Below are 16,238 nucleotides of genomic sequence, written 5' to 3' on the forward strand. Positions count from 1 at the left end.
TTGTCGGCGGGGATTTGCGAAAACGAATGAATGAAAAAGATTCGTCAAGGGAGAGTCCGCTGTGCGGACGTGCAGCCGAAGCTGACTTCGGGGAATTGCGCTACCTAAACGCGGCCCGGTTAAAGGCCGGCGCGCACTATACCGGAAATAGCTGAAAAAGGGAGCTTTTTTTATCGCAAAGTGCCGATAAACCGCGCTGCGTCACAGTCTTTGCGCGGCGGCCCGCGAGGGTCTATTTTTCAAAGGCCCGGCCCCGTTGGTCGTAACGCTTAAACGGTTCACCTGGCGATCAACACCTTTGGTCCGAAACCTTCCATTGCGCCCGAGGGCACCCCCGATGAATCAACCCAGCAGCAGCCGCGTCAGTCGTGAACTCCAGGGTCATGTCCTGCTGTTGGGCCTGGATCGAGTCGCCAAGCGCAACGCGTTCGACCTGGATCTGCTCAATGAGCTGAGCCTGGCGTATGGCGAATTTGATCGAAATGCAGACGCGCGCGTGGCGGTGGTATTCGCCCACGGCGACCACTTCACCGCCGGGCTGGACCTGGCCAACGTCAGCGGCGTGATGGCGGGAGGCTGGCAACCGCCGCTGGGCGGCTGCGATCCGTGGGGCGTGTTCGCCGGTCCCAGGGTGAGCAAACCGGTGATCGTGGCGGCCCAGGGTTACTGCCTGACCATCGGCATCGAGTTGATGCTGGCGGCGGATATCAACTTGTGCGCGAGCAATACCCGCTTCGCGCAGATGGAAGTGCAGCGTGGGATCTTTCCTTTTGGCGGTGCGACATTGCGCTTTCATCAGGTCGCCGGCTGGGGCAACGCCATGCGCTGGTTGCTCACCGGCGATGAGTTCGACGCCCATGATGCCCTGCGCCTGGGCCTGGTGCAGGAGGTGATGGCGAGTGAAGACCTGCTGCCGCGCGCCATCGAACTCGCCAGCCGCATCGCCCGCCAGGCACCGCTTGGGGTGCAGGCGACCTTGATGTCGGCACGCCTGGCGCGCATCGAAGGCGAAACCGTCGCGGCCGCCGCCTTGCCGCCGATGGTGGATAAGTTGCTCAACAGCGAGGATGCCAAGGAAGGCGTGCGGGCGATGATCGAGAAGCGTCCCGGGGTGTTCAAGGGTATCTGAACCGGCTGATGGCGCTATCGCGGGCAAGCCCGCTTCCACAGGGTGCGCATTTCCACCTGTGGGAGCCGGGCTTGCCCGCGATAGCGTTGAAGCAGGCGACTAAGTTGCCGGCCGAATCGCCTTGATCAACGGCTGCAACGAATAACCCAATCGCGGTGCCAGCGCCTCGGCACGCGCCGACAGCGCATCCAGGTCCAGCGCCTGATCGAGCTCCGAAGGCACCAGCAGAATCACATTGCCCTCCTTCACCGGCAGTTCCCAGTAATGCCGGTGGTACAACCCGCGCAACAACGCCGCCCCCAGGGGTTTGCCGTCGTCGGTGGCCCACTGGTTGATCACCAGCCAGCCGCCGGGGTTGAGTTTTTTCTGGCAGTTTTCCAGGAAGGTCCAGGCCAGGTGCCCGACGCCTGGGCCGACATCGGTATAAAGGTCGACGAAAATCAGGTCGGCCGACTCGGCTGTATCGAGCAATTGCAGGGCGTCGCCGATGCGGATGTACAGGCGCGGATCGTCGTCCAGCCCCAGGTACTCGATGGCCAGGCGCGGTACGTCGGGGCGCAGTTCGATGGCTTCGACGTCTTCCAGCGGCAAAAACTTGAGGCACGCCTGGGTCAGCGTGCCGGCGCCCAGGCCGAGGAACAGCGCGCTCTCCGGCAGCTCATGGCACAACGCGCCGATCAGCATCGCACGGGTGTAGTCGTACTCCAGCCAGCTGGGGTCGGCGGTGAACACGCAGCTTTGCTCGATGGCGTCGCCAAATTCGAGAAAGCGGTAATCGGCCACTTCGAGCACACGGATCATGCCGAAATCATCATGGACTTCGGCCAGCAGGCGCTCGACACGCTCCTCGGTCATCACTACTCCTAAAGGGTATACCGCACGGCAAAGGCGCGATTGTCGGCCAACCGGCGGCAACAGGTCACGCACTAATTGCTGATAACATTGACGCCCGACCGTCAACCACACTATCGAGTTCATGATGAGCCAACCCTGGAGCCCCGACAGCTGGCGCGCCCTGCCGATCCAGCAACAACCCCAGTACCCGGACGCTGCGCACTTGCTGCAAGTGGAGCAGAACCTGGCCAGCTACCCGCCGCTGGTATTTGCCGGGGAAGCCCGTGAGTTGCGCCGTCAGTTTGCCGAAGTGACCCAGGGTCGGGCGTTCCTGCTGCAAGGCGGTGACTGCGCCGAGAGCTTTGCCGAGTTCTCCGCCGCGAAGATCCGCGACACCTTCAAGGTGCTGTTGCAGATGGCGATTGTGATGACCTTCGCCGCCGGCTGCCCGGTGGTCAAAGTCGGACGCATGGCCGGTCAGTTCGCCAAGCCACGCTCGGCCAATGACGAGACCATCGACGGCATCACCCTGCCCGCCTATCGCGGCGATATCGTCAACGGGATCGGCTTCGACGAAAAAAGCCGGGTGCCGGACCCCGAGCGCCTGCTGCAGTCCTATCACCAGTCCACCGCGACCCTCAATCTGCTGCGCGCCTTTGCCCAGGGTGGCTTTGCCGACCTGCACCAGGTTCACAAGTGGAACCTGGACTTCATCGCCAACTCCGCGCTGGCGGAAAAATACAGCCAACTGGCCGACCGCATCGATGAAACCCTGGCGTTCATGCGCGCCTGCGGCATGGACAGCTCACCGCAACTGCGCGAAACCAGCTTCTTCACCGCCCACGAAGCGCTGCTGCTCAACTACGAGCAAGCCTTCGTGCGCCGGGACAGCCTGACCAACGACTACTACGACTGCTCGGCGCACATGCTCTGGATCGGCGACCGCACCCGCCAACTTGACGGCGCCCACGTCGAGTTCCTGCGTGGGGTGAACAACCCGATCGGGGTCAAGGTCGGCCCGAGCATGAACCCCGACGACCTGATCCGCCTGATCGACATCCTCAACCCGGACAACGACCCCGGTCGCCTGAACCTGATCGCGCGCATGGGTGCAGGCAAGGTCGGCGAACATCTGCCCAAGCTGATTCGCGCCGTTCAGCGCGAGGGCAAGCAGGTGCTGTGGAGCTCGGACCCGATGCACGGCAACACCATCAAGGCCAGCAGCGGCTACAAGACCCGCGACTTCGCGCAGATCCTCGGCGAAGTGAAGGAGTTCTTCCAGGTGCACCAGGCCGAGGGCAGCTATGCCGGCGGGATTCATATCGAGATGACCGGGCAGAACGTCACCGAGTGCATCGGCGGCGCGCGACCGATCACCGAGGATGGCTTGTCGGATCGTTACCACACCCACTGCGACCCCCGGATGAATGCCGATCAGTCGCTGGAACTGGCGTTCCTGATTGCGGAGACGCTCAAACAGGTCAAGCGTTGAGAGGTTGAATCGCCGGGGCTGACGCCATCGCGCGCAAGCCCGGCGCCCACAAGTGCCCGCGATGAGGCTCTAAACAAGCCTGTCCCGACTGATCATCGCCGCCCGCAACCTGTCGGCACTTGGCCGCTGGCAATTGAGCTGGATCTGTTCCAGCCCCAGCCAGTCGGCCATCTGCCGAAGGTTCGCGGCCAGCGCCAGCATCCCCTCTTCATCCAGCCCCGGTTCTTCTTCGTGCACCGCATGTACAGCCAGCCGCCCGTTGGCACGTTCGGCGCGCAAGTCGATGCGCGCGGCGATGCGTTCGTTGTGCAGGAACGGCAGCACGTAGTAGCCATAGACCCGCTTGTCTTGCGGGGTATAGATCTCCAGCCGATAGCGAAAATCGAACAGGCGCTCGGTACGCGCGCGCTCCCAGACCAGCGAATCAAACGGCGACAGCAATGCGCTGGCCGGCACCTTGCGTGGCACTTTCGGCTCGGGCAGACAGTACGCCGGTTGCTTCCAACCTTGCACCTGGCACACCTGCAACTGCCCGTCCTCCACGAGTTCGGCGAGGCGATTGCGACTGTCGGCAGGGTCGAGGCGGAAGTAATCGCGCAGGTCTTTTTCGGTAGCGACGCCAAGTGCAGTCGCGCTGTGCAACAACAAGCCGCGCTGGGCCTCGGCTTCGCCCACCGTTGTCAGCAGGATCTCGGCGGGGATCACCCGTTCCGGCAAATCGTAGAGCCGCTCGAACCCACGTCGACCGGCCACGGTGACCAGCCCCGCAGCAAACAGCCATTCGAGCGCGTGTTTTTCATCGCTCCAATCCCACCACGGGCCGGCGCGCTCCTCGCGAGTCGACAGACTCCCCGCGCCCAGCGCACCCTGTTGCTCCACGGTCTTCAGGACGCGTTGAATGACCGCCTGCTGCTCACGGCCAAAACGCGCCATTTGCGAATAAATGCCCTGCCCTTGCTGCGCCCGCTGCATGCGCCAGCGCATCAACGGGTACAACGCCATCGGCAGCAGCGAGGCCTCATGCCCCCAATATTCGAACAGCGAACGCCGGCGCCCCTGGCTCCAGGCCGCCTGTTCGAGGATCAACGGGGAGTAAGTGCCCAAGCGGGAAAACAGTGGCAGGTAGTGAGAACGCACCACGGCATTCACCGAATCGATCTGCAACACACCCAGGCGTTCGACCAAGCGGTTGATGTGAGCGGCCTTGATCAGTGCAGGCGCCTGGCGCCCGGAAAAACCTTGGGCGGCCAGGGCCAGGCGTCGAGCTTGCTTGAGTGAAAAAGACAGGTCGGCGGGCATGCGAATCTCCATATGGGCGCGCCGACTACCCTACTGCATCCCGCGTCATTTTCGCAGCGGGTCTTTCCAGAAATGCAGGTGGCGATCCTGCTCGACGTCGCCGCGGTTAAGCCCGATATCCTTGAGCGCATCATCACTCAAGGCTGCCAGTGTCTGGCGTTCCGCATGCAGCGCCTGCCACCGCACAACCTTATGGAACAGCCCGGAAAACGGACGTTTCGCCAGCAACACAAAGCCTCTTTGACCTTTCATCTTCTCGCCCTCCAGTGGGGATGACGCGAGTGTGTGCTTGGCCTTATGATCAATCCAACGAATGTTTCTTATGCAATACATCTCAGGGATTGATCAATTGTCCGGCTACCCGAGCATCGACACCGAAGTGCTGCGTACCTTCGTCGCCATCGCCGACCAGGGCGGTTTTACCCGCGCCGGCGAATTGGTCAACCGCACCCAATCAGCGGTGAGCATGCAGATGAAACGCCTGGAAGAAGACGTGCTGCAACGCAAGCTGTTCGAGCGCGACGGGCGTCAGGTGCGGCTGACGCCCGAGGGTCAGGTGCTGTTGGGCTACGCGCGACGCATCCTCAAGCTGCACAGCGAGGTGTTCAATACCTTGCGCGAGCCCCACATGGTCGGCTTGGTGCGCATCGGCACGCCGGATGACTACGTGATGCGCTTCCTGCCGGGCATTCTCAAACAGTTTTCCAAGGCCTACCCGCTGATCCAGATCGAGATGCACTGCGAGGGATCAAGCGTGTTGATGCAGCGACGGGACCTGGCGCTGACCGTTATCAGCCGCGAGCCGGGCAATGATGTCGGTGAGCTGTTGCGCACTGAACGCATGGTGTGGGCGGCGGCGCCGTGCTTTTGCGTGGACGAGCACGATGCCCTGCCACTGGCGATTCCCGGTGGCGACTGCCTCTACACGCAATGGGCCCTGGCGGCACTCGATTCGGCCGAGCGCAATTATCGCCTGGCCTACCACAGCTCCAACGGGGCGGCGATCCAGGCCGTTGTCAGCGCGGGCCTGGCGGCCATGGTCAGCATGGAAAGCCTGGTGACCCCAGACCTGTGCATACTCGGCAGCGAGGACGGCTTCCCCCCATTGCCTTCGATGAATCTGCGCCTGCTGCGCAACCCATTGCTGGCCTCGCCGATTACCGATTGCCTGGCCGACTACATCATCGAAGGCTTCAAACTTTAAACGTCAGCATCACCGCGCACACCACCAGGAAGCCGCAAAACAGGCCGCGCAGTACACGTTCCGGCAGCGCATGGGCCACTTTCACGCCCCAACTGATACTGAGCATTCCGCCAACGGCCAGCGGCACGCCGATCATCCAGTCCACTTCGTGGTGCCAGGCGTAGGTGACCAGGGTCACGCTGGTGCTGGGCAGCGCCAGGGCCAGGGACAGGCCTTGGGCGACGACTTGGGTGGTGCCGAACAGGCTGGTCAGCACCGGGGTAGCAACCACCGCGCCCCCGACGCCAAATAGCCCGCCCATGGAGCCGGAAGCTGCGCCCAAGACGCCAAGCCACGGCCAGGAATAACGCATTTGCGCGGTGGGCGGCGCGTTGCGTGTGAACATACGCAGCAGGTTGTAGGCCGACAGGGTCAGCAGGAATGCGATAAAGCCGATGCGCATGGCGCCTGCGTCCAGCCCCACGGCCCAGATCGAGCCGAGCCAGGCGAAGCTGAAGCCCATCACGCCCAAGGGCAGCGCATGCCTCAATTCGATACGGTTGCGCTGGTGATAACGCCACAGCGCCAGCATCACGTTGGGCACCACCATCACCAGCGCCGTGCCCTGGGCAAGTTGCTGATCGAGGCCGAACAATACGCCAAGGACCGGGATGGCGATCAAGCCACCCCCAATCCCGAACAGGCCGCCCACTGTGCCGAGGGCCGCGCCCAATATCAGGTACATCGCTAGATCCAACACCGTTCGCTACTCCCCCATTCCAGGCCTCGCATGCTACGCAGTCGCCTCTGGCACGGAAACGCACAGCAACGCACAATGGCTGTGCCAATTTCGCATAAGCGTACGCCTATGAACCCCAACACTCTCACCGATCAGCTCGGCCTGTTTCTGGATGTCCTGGAAACCGGCAGCTTCTCCGCCGCCGCCCGCCGTCATCCGCTGACACCCTCGGCGGTGGCTCGGCGCATCGACAGCCTGGAAAGCTCGGTGGGCAGTCGCCTGTTCCAGCGCAGCACCCACGCCGTGGTGCCGACGCCCGCCGGCCTGGCGTTTGCCGAGCGGGCGCGGCGGATTGTCAGCGAGTTGCAACTGGCGCGCGCCGAGGCGGTGTCCCTGAGCCATGCGCCAGAAGGCCTGATTCGCGTGGATGCGCCCGCAGCATTTGGCCGACGGCACCTGGCGCCGGTGATTGCGGATTTCCTCAACGTTTATCCGGGGTTGGATGTGCACCTGCATTTGATCGACAGCTTTGTCGACATGCAGGGCGCCCACCTGGGCAAGGTCGACCTGGTATTGCGCGCCGGGCATATCGTCGATACCCGCCTGATTGCCACGCCGCTGGCCAGCATCGTGCGCATTGCCTGTGCCAGCCCGGCCTACCTGAAGAGCCGTGGCACGCCCACTCATCCGCGCGAACTGAGCGAGCATGACGGCCTGGATTGGGACGGCCTGGCCCCCATGTTCGCATGGCGCTTCGAGCTGGATGGGCGCCGCGCCACCTATCGTCCGCAGCGCATCCGCATGAGCGCCAACAACGCCGAAGCCCTGCTGTCCGGCGCCCTCGCCGGGCTGGGGATCGCCCACTTGCCCACCTGGCTGGCCAGTGAATACCTGGTACGCGGAGAACTGTTGCCACTGTTTTGCGAGGATGGCCTGCCCAGCCCGGAAACCACCGGGATTTACGCCTTGCGCCTGGAACAGCAGGCGAATGCCCGCAGCCGGTTGTTGCTGGAATACCTGAAATCGCGCTTCAGCCCGGTGCCGCCCTGGGATCTGGCGCTGCAGAGCGGGCTTGTCTGACCACCCGGACAGAATTATCTGGCGCATTAAAGATTTGCCCGCTAGATTCCAGGCCAGATACGCTTTTTTGAGGCACCGCCATGAGCAAAAACCCTGATCCCTGCGAGTCCCTGATGCTGGATAACCAGCTGTGCTTCGCCCTGCACTCGACCTCGCTGCTGATGACCAAGGTCTACAAACCCCTGCTGCAAGCCCTCGGCCTGACCTACCCGCAGTACCTGGCCATGATGGTGCTGTGGGAAGAAGATGGCTTGACCGTCGGCGAAATCAGCAGCCGCCTGCTGACTGATCCAGGCTCGCTCACGCCCCTGCTCAAGCGCCTGGAGGCTGAAGGCCTGCTCAGCCGGACCCGTAGCCGCGAAGATGAACGGGTCGTCGTCGTCGAGTTGACCGCCGCCGGCCGTGCCCTGCAGGACAAGGCCATGGGCATTCCGCAGTGCATCCTTGGCGCCAGCGGACTGGAGCTGGAACAGTTGCTCAAGCTGCAGGCTGACCTGATTGCCTTGCGCAGTCATTTGCAAGCCAGCGTCTAACCCCCCTTCCCCCTTGTAGGAGCCGGCTTGCCGGCAAGCCGGCTCCTACCGTTTGTGCATCGAGGCGAAAATTTTTTAAAATTTATCTTGCGCGCTAAACATTAGCGCTATACATTCGCCTCACCAACTACTTAGCGCGCAAATATTTAGCGCTAAAAAACCAAGAGGACGACACCATGCAAACGCTCTATACCGCAGTAGCCACCGCCACCGGCGGCCGTGATGGTCGCGCTGTCTCCAGCGACAACATCCTCGACGTCAAACTCTCCACCCCCAAGGAATTGGGCGGTGCCGGTGGCCAGGCCACCAACCCTGAGCAACTGTTCGCCGCCGGCTACTCGGCCTGCTTCATCGGCGCACTGAAATTCGTCGCCAGCCAGACTAAACGCAAAATCCCGGATGACGCCTCGATCACTGCCCACGTCGGCATCGGCCAGATCCCCGGTGGTTTCGGCCTGGATATCGACCTGCATATCAGCCTGCCGGGCCTGGCCCAGGACGAGGCGCAAAGCCTGGTCGATGCCGCCCACCAGGTGTGCCCGTACTCCAACGCCACCCGTGGCAATGTCGAAGTACGCCTGCACGTTGCCGTCTGATAAACAGCCGCGCATAAAAAAACCCGACGCTAAGTCGGGTTTTTTGTTGGCGAGCCAGAATTACTTCTTGGCGCGACCTTTGTACGAACCACCTTCGCGGGTGTCGATCTCGATCAGGTCGTCGATTTCGATGAAATCGGCTACTTGCAGTTCGGTACCGTTGCTCAGCTTGGCTGGCTTCATTACCTTGCCCGAAGTGTCACCGCGAGCGGAACCTTCGGTGTAGGCAACCTTACGCACGATAGTGGTCGGCAGCTCTACGGAAACCAGGCGCTCTTCGAAGAAAATAGCTTCGCAGACGTCTTCCATGCCTTCTTCGATGAACGGCAGAACGGCTTCGATATCTTCAGCGTTCAGCTCGTACATGGTGTAGTCGGTGGTGTCCATGAACGTGTAGGTGTCGCCGCTGATGAAGGACAGGGTCGCTTCTTTGCGGTCGAGGATCACGTCGTCCAGTTTGTCATCGGCGCTGTAGACGATCTCGGTCTTGTAACCGGTCAGCAGGTTCTTCAGCTTGGTCTTCATGATTGCGCTGTTACGACCAGACTTGGTGAACTCAGCTTTCTGAACCAGCCAAGGGTCGTTTTCGAGACGGATCACTGTACCGGGTTTCAGTTCTTTACCAGTTTTCATTGCGTATATCCGAAATTTGGATGGGATTTACAAAAATCAAGGTCGCGTATCATATCCAACTTTCATAAAACTGTACCAGCGCCGTCGCAAGATCGGCCTGCAAGCCTTGTTCCAGACACCACGTCTGCGCATGCTGGTTCACCTCCGGCCAGTGCTCCAGCAGCATTTTCCACGCTTGTGCCATATCGCCATCAGTGTTCCAGGCTTGCCAGAGTGCGATCAATGCAGCGCTGGCAGCCGGTGATAAAGCCGCGGCGTACAGCGCGAGGAAGGCATCGAGCTTGTCGAGGTGGATGTCTTCGTCCTGCCGATAGATGTGCCACAACAGCGGCCGCCCGGCCCACTGGGCACGCACGAACGAGTCTTCGCCGCGCACCGCATTGAAGTCGCAGCACCAGAGCAGGCGGTCATATTGCTCCTGGCGCACGAACGGCAGCACCTGCACGGTCAGGGCGTCGCGCTGATGCACGTCCCCCGCCACCAGGCCTTCCACGCCAAGCCAGCGCTGCACATCACCGAGGATGCGCCCTTCCGGGACCAACAGGTGCGTGGGCCGCTCGTCGCTCGACAACACATCCAGCCAACGGCCGAGCCCGGCATTTTCGTAGGCGAACAATGAAATCAGGCGTGCTCCCTCTGTCGCAAATACGCCCAGGGCCTGCAGGAACTGGCGCTGTGCAGCTGCGTCCTGCTGAAACGCCTGGCGCTGCTCCAGCAATCCAGCCTCGCGCAGCAGCCCACCGGTGCCCGGTCGGAACCCCGGGAAAAAGAAGTACTTCTGCACCCCCTTGAACTTCACTGACGGCAGGCGATGACAACCCACCACCCACTCTTCGGCGCTGAGGTAGTCCAGGTTCATCCACAAGGGTGCACGCGCGCTTGCGGCCATGGCTTCCATGTACTCGGGCGGCAACTGGCAGGCGAATGCGGCGATGACCACATCGGCGGAGGCCGTGTCCCGCCATTCGGTGGGCCAAAAGCGCACTTCCACGCCCTCTTGCCATTGCTCGTCCAGGTGCACATCGATTTCCGGGCACATGCGCTCGAAGGCCCGCAGGTCGTCGACCCACAAACGCACGTTACAGGCGTGCTCCACCACCAATTGCCGGGCCAGGCGCCAGGTCACGCCGATGTCGCCGTAGTTGTCGACGACGCTGCAAAAAATATCCCAGCGGGCTTTCATTCCGGGCTCCTACGATCAAAGGCCCGATTGTCCGCATAAATGCCCTGATGCAGAAGGCTTGATCGCGATTATTCTGCACAGCGGCTGTGCGACAATCGCCGCCACGCCGCAATTGCCTGCCAGGAGGCCATCATGTCGGATCAATCGTCGTCGCTGCCCAAGCTTACGTTCGCCATCGCCATGGGGGTGTGGCTGGGGTTTATCGCCATTGTGCTGACCAGTTGGCTGGCATCGCGCTACCTCTTCCCGCAAACCCTGGCGCCCGTGGCCCAAGCCGTCCAGCAACTGGGTAAACCGGCAGTGGTTGCGCCGGAGCCGCCGAACCGAATGTTCGAGCAGTATCAACAGAACCTGCAGAAGCAGGAGCAACAGCAGCGCCTGGATCAGGCCCGCACCAACGCGCGCAACCTGTCCAACCCCAAGTGCCAGTTCTGGCTGCAACAGGACCAGAACGCGCCCAATGAAAAGAGCCGGGCAAATGTCCTGCAATTTTGCGAATGATCAAGCACAGCCATGAATAAACACGCCGTCCACCAGCTTGTGCTGGAGAAGCTCAGCGTCGATCTCGACATTACCCAACGCGCCGCGCAGACCGCCTACGAAACCGCGACCCACGAAGAAAACATCGCCGAAAACAAATACGACACCCTGGGCCTCGAGGCGTCCTACCTCGCGGCGGGCCAAGCCAAGCGGGTCGAGGAAATCAAGCAGGCGCTGGCGCTGTGCCAGAGCATGCCGTTGCGTGCTTATGATGATCAGCGCGGTATAGAAATCGGCGCGCTACTCGGGCTGGAAGACGAGCACGGTCGCCAGCAGTGGCTGTTCCTTGCGCCGGACGCGGCGGGTTTGAAAGTGGACGTGGTCGGGCAACCGGTGACCGTCATCACCCCGCGCTCGCCGCTGGGCAAGAGCCTGCTGCACAAATTCGAAGGGGATGAGGTGGAGATTCTGGTGGCGGGCGCCCGGCAGCACTTTACGGTGACCGAGGCCAAATAAACGCCTGCAGGAGCGAGCTGATAGTGGCGAAGGAGCACGCTCCCTCACCACGGCAAGCCAGCCCGTGCAATGTCAGTGAACCGGCAATTCGACGCCGTCGAACAGTTCTTCCAGTTCCTGCTTGTTGTGGCACTGGATCGCCTTTGCCATGACTTCACGGGTCAGGTGCGGCGCGAATTTTTCGATGAAGTCGCACATGAAGCCGCGCAGGAACGTGCCGCGACGGAAGCCGATCTTGGTCACGCTGGACTCGAACAACTCGCTGGCATCGAGCACCACCAGGTCTTTGTCGAGGTTGGTATCGACGGCCATCTTGGCCACGATGCCCACGCCCAGGCCCAGGCGCACGTAAGTCTTGATCACGTCGGCGTCGGCGGCGGTGAACACCACTTTCGGCGTGAGGCCGCGATGGCTGAAAGCCTCGTCGAGCTTGGAACGGCCGGTGAAACCAAACACGTAGGTCACGATCGGGTATTCGGCCAGGGCTTCCAGGGTCAGCTTCGGCAGCTTGGCCAACGGGTGACCTTGAGGCACGACCACGCAACGGTTCCAGCGGTAGCACGGCATCATCACCAGGTCACCGAACAGCTCCAGGGCTTCGGTGGCAATGGCGAAATCGACGGTGCCGTCAGCTGCCATTTCGGCGATCTGCATCGGCGAGCCCTGGTGCATGTGCAGCGCGACGTCAGGGTATTGCTTGATGAAATCGCGGATCACCGGCGGCAAGGCATAACGTGCCTGGGTGTGGGTGGTAGCGATGGACAGGGTGCCCTTCTTCTCGTTGGAGAATTCCTGGGCGATCTGCTTGATGCTTTCGACTTTGCGCAGGATCTCGCCGGCGGTGGTGATGATGCGCTCACCCGCCGGGGTGACACGGGTCAGGTGCTTGCCGCTGCGCGCGAACACTTCGACGCCCAGCTCGTCTTCGAGCAGGCGGATCTGCTTGCTGATACCGGGTTGCGAGGTGTAGAGGCTTTGAGCGGTAGCGGAAACGTTGAGGTCGTGGTGCGCCACTTCCCAGATGTAGCGCAGTTGTTGAAGCTTCATATGTGTCCCTCAAAGCAAATAGACGCCACGGGTATCAGCGACGGTATATAACTATATTAAAGGTTTGACGGATAAATCTAGAACTTTTTATCGTTATTTACCCATCACACGTCATCACTGCGTCGACGTTGTAATGAAGGCACCAGGTAAACCGGCACGGTAGACAGCTGCAACACCCGAGCTGCGGTACGCCCCAGCGGAGTGGCAGCCGAAGTAGCGTGGCTGTGGCTGCCGACGATCAGCAGGTCGACGGAGAGTTTGCGCAATTGATCGAGTATGACCTCGCACGGATCCCCCTGGATCACCCGTACCGAGCGAATCACCTTCAGGTCCTGCTCCCCTTCCCCCAACTCCTCGCGAAAACTGTCCAGCACCCGCTGTTCGATCGTCGCCATCACCGTGGTCAGCCCCTGGCTCTGCCATTCACTCAGGGCCTTCTCATCAAGGTAGCTCTGCAACACCGATTCGGCGAACAACCCGATCGGCTCGACCACGTGGATCACGTACAGATCTGCCTTGAACGTCCGCGCCAGCGCCAACGCATGCTGCATCACATAAGGCGCGTACAGACCAAGGTCCGTGGCAAAGAGCATCGAGCGAATCATAGAACCTCCTGGACTGCCAGGACGGCGGAGATTGAATCAGCTTAGCAGCGCCCGGACGACTTGGATTGACTTAGCTCTTCACTTCATTACTGATGCCATGAGGCACATGCCCGGTGGCCACCACCTCCCTGGCTTTCTCGCAATGACCGGCCTGGTCATCGAAAAAAACATCGGCGGCGAACGCTTCCAGGAACGCGGATTTTTCCAGCCCACCCAGGAACAGCGACTCGTCCAGGCGAATATCCCACTCGCGCAACGTGCGGATCACCCGCTCATGGGACGGCGCCGAACGCGCAGTGACCAATGCCGTGCGAATCGGGCATTCCTCGTCCGCAAACTCGCGCTGCAACAGGTTCAGCGCGGCCAGGAACCCCTTGAATGGACCGCCATGCAACGGCTGGCGCGCCGACTCGCGCTCGCTGGCCTGGAACGCTTCCAACCCGCCGGACTGGTACACGCGCTCCGACTCATCGGAGAACAACACCGCGTCGCCGTCAAAGGCAATCCGCAATTCCTCACTGGAGGCACGGCGTGGGCCGCCGGACAAAATCGTCGCTGCCGCAAACCCCGCATCGAGGGCACTGCGTACATCCTCAGCATGGGTGGAAAGAAACAGATGGCAACCGAACGCTGCCAAATAAGGATAAGGACTACGCCCTCCGACGAAAGCGGCGCGGGAAATATCCAGGCCGTAATGCTGGATGGAATTGAACACACGCAAGCCGGTGTCGGCACTGTTGCGCGACACCAGCACCACCTCGACCCGGGCGCGACCAAGGCTGGCATTCAGGCTCAGCAGTTTCTTGACCAGCGGGAAGGCATCGCCCGGCTCGAGGATTTCTTCCTCGTGTTCGATCTGGTACTGGCGGTAGGTCTCGACCCCCTCGGCCAGATAGACCTTGTGGCTTTCACTCAAGTCGAAGAGTGCCCGCGAGGAAATCGCCAGCACCAACTTGTCACCCAAACCCTTGGCCATGGTGTGTTTCCTCACTCAGCGATTATGCCGATCAATAAAACTCAAGGCCTGATACAGCGCCTGCATCCGTGGCAATTCGCAACCAGCGGCTTTGGCCGCGGCGAGTGGCCGCGCATAGATCGCCGCCAGTTCCAGCGGGCGTTTATGCACGTGGTCGTGATACATGCTCGGCAGGTAGTCGTCCATGGTTTCAGTCATGGCGAACATCTGCTCGGCGTAACTGGCGGGGATTTCATGCCCGCAAGCGTGGGCGCCCTGCACCACTTCGGCCATCAATGCCTGGATCAACTCGCGGCTGGATTCGTCCGCCATCATCGCCGTGGTGCCAGTCCCCAGCAGTACGGACAGGCCGTTGTAGGGCACGTTCCACACCAACTTGTGCCAGCGCGCCTGATGCACATTGGCCATGGCCTGGGAGTCGATGCCGGCCTGGTGGAACAACGCGGCGCCGGCTTCGACAATCGCCTGCCGACGGGCGTCGTCGTTGGCCGCGGTGCCACTGTGATACCCCAGGTTGACCCGCCCCAGCGCCTGATGCTCGACCACGCCAGGCGCGGAGCGGTGTACGCCGATGTAGCAGAGCCCACCGAGCAGATGCAGCGACGCCGGCAAGTGTTCACGCAGGCTGTCTTCCACATCCAGGCCGTTTTGCAGCAACACCACCTTGGCATCCGGCGCCGCGACCTGGGCGATAGTCGGGGCCAGCTCAACGTTACCCGTGGACTTGGTGCCCACCAGCAGCCAGTCGCACGGCGGCATGTCGGCGGCCCGTGCGTAGGCCTGCACCGGATGCAGGTGCAAGTGGCCATGCACGCTGCTGTTCAGGCGCAAGCCATGCTCACTGACCGCCGCGTATTCGCTGCGCAACAGGAAGTGCACATCGAAACCGGCGCGCGCCAGCATCAGGCCGTAGAAACCACCGATGGCGCCGGTGCCGATAATGCCAATGCGGGGCGAATGTGCTGTCATGGCAGATCCTCTGGAGTACGGGTAAGCGCTTGATTGATCGCGTCGGTAAGGTCAGTGAGTGTGAGACGTGTCTGTAACTGCCCGAGGAATTGACCCTCGCACACCACGAACAACGCGGGCAAATGAAAGATCTGGTAGCGTTCGACCGCGCCGCCGTTGTGGCCGGCATCCACCCAGCACACGCGGTCAATCGGCAGGGACCAGCCCGGTAGCTGCTGGCGCGCCCAACGGCAACTGGAACACCCGACGCTGGTGAACACCACCAGCGAAATACCTGGCAATCCCAGCAATTGCTGGTCAATATCCAGGTCGGTCAATTCCAGTTCCTTCACTATACTGCTGCCACCGCCGTCAACTGGACGGTGCTCGGAGTCCGTGTACATGGGTCGTTTTTTACCTCACCCTGATGATGTCGCTGTCGAGTTAATCCAACGTCCCTCTCCTGCCCTCCCCCGCCAGCGCCTGCACACGGTCGGCCTGGGCGGCATCGCCTGCCATTGGCCACGCGCCTGGCGCCAGGGCACAGCCGTTGACCTGCACATCCCGTCCCTGGGCGCCAACGCCCGGTATCCGGGCTATGTAGCCTGGTGCCGCAAGGTCGAAAACGGCTATCGCATCGGCATCTCGTTTACCGATGAGCATGCGTTGTTCGGCGCGCGCATGGGCGAACAAGCATGCCGGATGGAACGCTACTGCCGCCAGCACGAAGATGCCGAACCGACACCTGCACAACTCGAAGCCCTGGCCCGCGAGTGGGTGGCGCGCCATGCCAGCGAGTTCTCCCATGAGGCATTTGTGCGGCCTGCACGGGATTAAAGCGGGCTTTGCCCATTGTCGCGGGCCCGTGTTACGCGCTAAGGTTCCTCCCCCCTGTATTCAAAATCATGCTGTGCCCGCCGCACGGGGATGGCTGGCGGCCGGCACCCGTGACCCTGGCGAGTAAC

The 16,238-nt window shown here is 61.8% G+C and carries 20 protein-coding genes; 9 read left to right on the forward strand and 11 right to left on the reverse strand.

Annotation, left to right across the window (positions count from 1 at the left end; translation table 11 throughout):
- The first annotated feature begins 337 nt into the window (after positions 1-337).
- Entirely contained in the window at positions 338-1,129 is a 792-nt protein-coding gene (locus C9990_RS22680) for a crotonase/enoyl-CoA hydratase family protein (RefSeq protein ID WP_065901693.1), read from the forward strand.
- A 99-nt stretch (positions 1,130-1,228) separates the two neighbouring features.
- On the opposite strand, the gene C9990_RS22685 is transcribed toward C9990_RS22680, so the two are convergent.
- Positions 1,229-1,984, reverse strand: a complete 756-nt coding sequence (locus tag C9990_RS22685) for a spermidine synthase (protein WP_065901696.1) — start codon at positions 1,982-1,984, stop codon at positions 1,229-1,231.
- 124 nt (positions 1,985-2,108) lie between these two features.
- Here C9990_RS22685 and C9990_RS22690 point away from each other — a divergent pair, with 124 nt between their 5' ends.
- Positions 2,109-3,455 carry a class II 3-deoxy-7-phosphoheptulonate synthase gene (locus C9990_RS22690; protein ID WP_106804736.1) on the forward strand — a complete coding sequence of 449 codons (1,347 nt, stop codon included), beginning with the start codon at positions 2,109-2,111 and terminating at the stop codon, positions 3,453-3,455.
- Between the two features lie 69 nt (positions 3,456-3,524).
- Here the strand turns inward: C9990_RS22690 and C9990_RS22695 are convergent, their stop codons facing one another.
- On the reverse strand, positions 3,525-4,754 hold the full coding sequence (locus C9990_RS22695) for a winged helix-turn-helix domain-containing protein (RefSeq protein WP_106804737.1): 1,230 nt from the start codon (positions 4,752-4,754) through the stop codon (positions 3,525-3,527).
- Between the two features lie 45 nt (positions 4,755-4,799).
- The gene (locus C9990_RS22700; protein WP_256595134.1) at positions 4,800-5,006 is read right to left on the reverse strand and encodes a DUF1127 domain-containing protein; all 207 of its coding nucleotides are present in this window, start codon (positions 5,004-5,006) and stop codon (positions 4,800-4,802) included.
- A gap of 70 nt (positions 5,007-5,076) precedes the next feature.
- Here C9990_RS22700 and C9990_RS22705 point away from each other — a divergent pair, with 70 nt between their 5' ends.
- Positions 5,077-5,958, forward strand: coding sequence for a LysR family transcriptional regulator (locus C9990_RS22705; RefSeq protein ID WP_106804739.1), 882 nt, complete (start codon positions 5,077-5,079; stop codon positions 5,956-5,958).
- Here C9990_RS22705 and C9990_RS22710 read toward each other — a convergent pair.
- Positions 5,948-6,697: a sulfite exporter TauE/SafE family protein gene (locus C9990_RS22710; RefSeq protein WP_065901703.1), complete on the reverse strand. Its 750-nt coding sequence runs from the start codon at positions 6,695-6,697 to the stop codon at positions 5,948-5,950. The genes C9990_RS22705 and C9990_RS22710 overlap by 11 nt on opposite strands.
- A gap of 108 nt (positions 6,698-6,805) precedes the next feature.
- Here C9990_RS22710 and C9990_RS22715 point away from each other — a divergent pair, with 108 nt between their 5' ends.
- The 3 genes from C9990_RS22715 to C9990_RS22725 all read left to right on the forward strand — a co-directional run bounded on the left by C9990_RS22715 (position 6,806) and on the right by C9990_RS22725 (position 8,885).
- The gene (locus tag C9990_RS22715; protein WP_106804740.1) at positions 6,806-7,756 is read left to right on the forward strand and encodes a LysR family transcriptional regulator; all 951 of its coding nucleotides are present in this window, start codon (positions 6,806-6,808) and stop codon (positions 7,754-7,756) included.
- 80 nt (positions 7,757-7,836) lie between these two features.
- Positions 7,837-8,289, forward strand: a complete 453-nt coding sequence (locus tag C9990_RS22720; protein ID WP_065901707.1) for a MarR family winged helix-turn-helix transcriptional regulator — start codon at positions 7,837-7,839, stop codon at positions 8,287-8,289.
- A gap of 176 nt (positions 8,290-8,465) precedes the next feature.
- The gene (locus tag C9990_RS22725) at positions 8,466-8,885 is read left to right on the forward strand and encodes an organic hydroperoxide resistance protein (RefSeq protein ID WP_106804741.1); all 420 of its coding nucleotides are present in this window, start codon (positions 8,466-8,468) and stop codon (positions 8,883-8,885) included.
- A gap of 60 nt (positions 8,886-8,945) precedes the next feature.
- Here C9990_RS22725 and C9990_RS22730 read toward each other — a convergent pair whose 3' ends face one another.
- Positions 8,946-9,518, reverse strand: a complete 573-nt coding sequence (locus tag C9990_RS22730; protein WP_003172723.1) for an elongation factor P — start codon at positions 9,516-9,518, stop codon at positions 8,946-8,948.
- Between the two features lie 49 nt (positions 9,519-9,567).
- On the reverse strand, positions 9,568-10,701 hold the full coding sequence (earP, locus tag C9990_RS22735) for an elongation factor P maturation arginine rhamnosyltransferase EarP (protein WP_106804742.1): 1,134 nt from the start codon (positions 10,699-10,701) through the stop codon (positions 9,568-9,570).
- 132 nt (positions 10,702-10,833) lie between these two features.
- Here earP and C9990_RS22740 point away from each other — a divergent pair, with 132 nt between their 5' ends.
- Positions 10,834-11,202, forward strand: coding sequence for a hypothetical protein (locus tag C9990_RS22740; protein ID WP_106804743.1), 369 nt, complete (start codon positions 10,834-10,836; stop codon positions 11,200-11,202).
- A gap of 12 nt (positions 11,203-11,214) precedes the next feature.
- Complete coding sequence (locus C9990_RS22745) at positions 11,215-11,697, forward strand: GreA/GreB family elongation factor (RefSeq protein WP_106804744.1); 483 nt, start codon at positions 11,215-11,217, stop codon at positions 11,695-11,697.
- A 72-nt stretch (positions 11,698-11,769) separates the two neighbouring features.
- On the opposite strand, the gene cysB is transcribed toward C9990_RS22745, so the two are convergent.
- The 5 genes from cysB to C9990_RS22770 all read right to left on the reverse strand — a co-directional run bounded on the left by cysB (position 11,770) and on the right by C9990_RS22770 (position 15,677).
- Positions 11,770-12,744, reverse strand: a complete 975-nt coding sequence (cysB, locus tag C9990_RS22750) for an HTH-type transcriptional regulator CysB (RefSeq protein ID WP_003189876.1) — start codon at positions 12,742-12,744, stop codon at positions 11,770-11,772.
- A 104-nt stretch (positions 12,745-12,848) separates the two neighbouring features.
- Positions 12,849-13,349, reverse strand: a complete 501-nt coding sequence (locus C9990_RS22755; RefSeq protein WP_065901717.1) for a universal stress protein — start codon at positions 13,347-13,349, stop codon at positions 12,849-12,851.
- 70 nt (positions 13,350-13,419) lie between these two features.
- Complete coding sequence (locus C9990_RS22760) at positions 13,420-14,325, reverse strand: 5'-nucleotidase (protein ID WP_106804745.1); 906 nt, start codon at positions 14,323-14,325, stop codon at positions 13,420-13,422.
- Between the two features lie 15 nt (positions 14,326-14,340).
- Entirely contained in the window at positions 14,341-15,294 is a 954-nt protein-coding gene (locus C9990_RS22765) for a putative 2-dehydropantoate 2-reductase (protein WP_106804746.1), read from the reverse strand.
- Positions 15,291-15,677 (reverse strand): thioredoxin, encoded by a 387-nt coding sequence (locus tag C9990_RS22770; protein ID WP_065901722.1) that lies wholly within the window; start codon positions 15,675-15,677, stop codon positions 15,291-15,293. The genes C9990_RS22765 and C9990_RS22770 overlap by 4 nt, the downstream gene beginning before the upstream one ends.
- Here C9990_RS22770 and C9990_RS22775 point away from each other — a divergent pair.
- Positions 15,676-16,110, forward strand: coding sequence for a PilZ domain-containing protein (locus tag C9990_RS22775; RefSeq protein ID WP_106804747.1), 435 nt, complete (start codon positions 15,676-15,678; stop codon positions 16,108-16,110). The genes C9990_RS22770 and C9990_RS22775 overlap by 2 nt on opposite strands.
- Positions 16,111-16,238 lie beyond the last annotated feature (128 nt).

Origin of the sequence: Pseudomonas sp. S5D5, assembly GCF_003013355.1 — a bacterium.
Lineage (GTDB): Bacteria > Pseudomonadota > Gammaproteobacteria > Pseudomonadales > Pseudomonadaceae > Aquipseudomonas > Aquipseudomonas aylmerensis.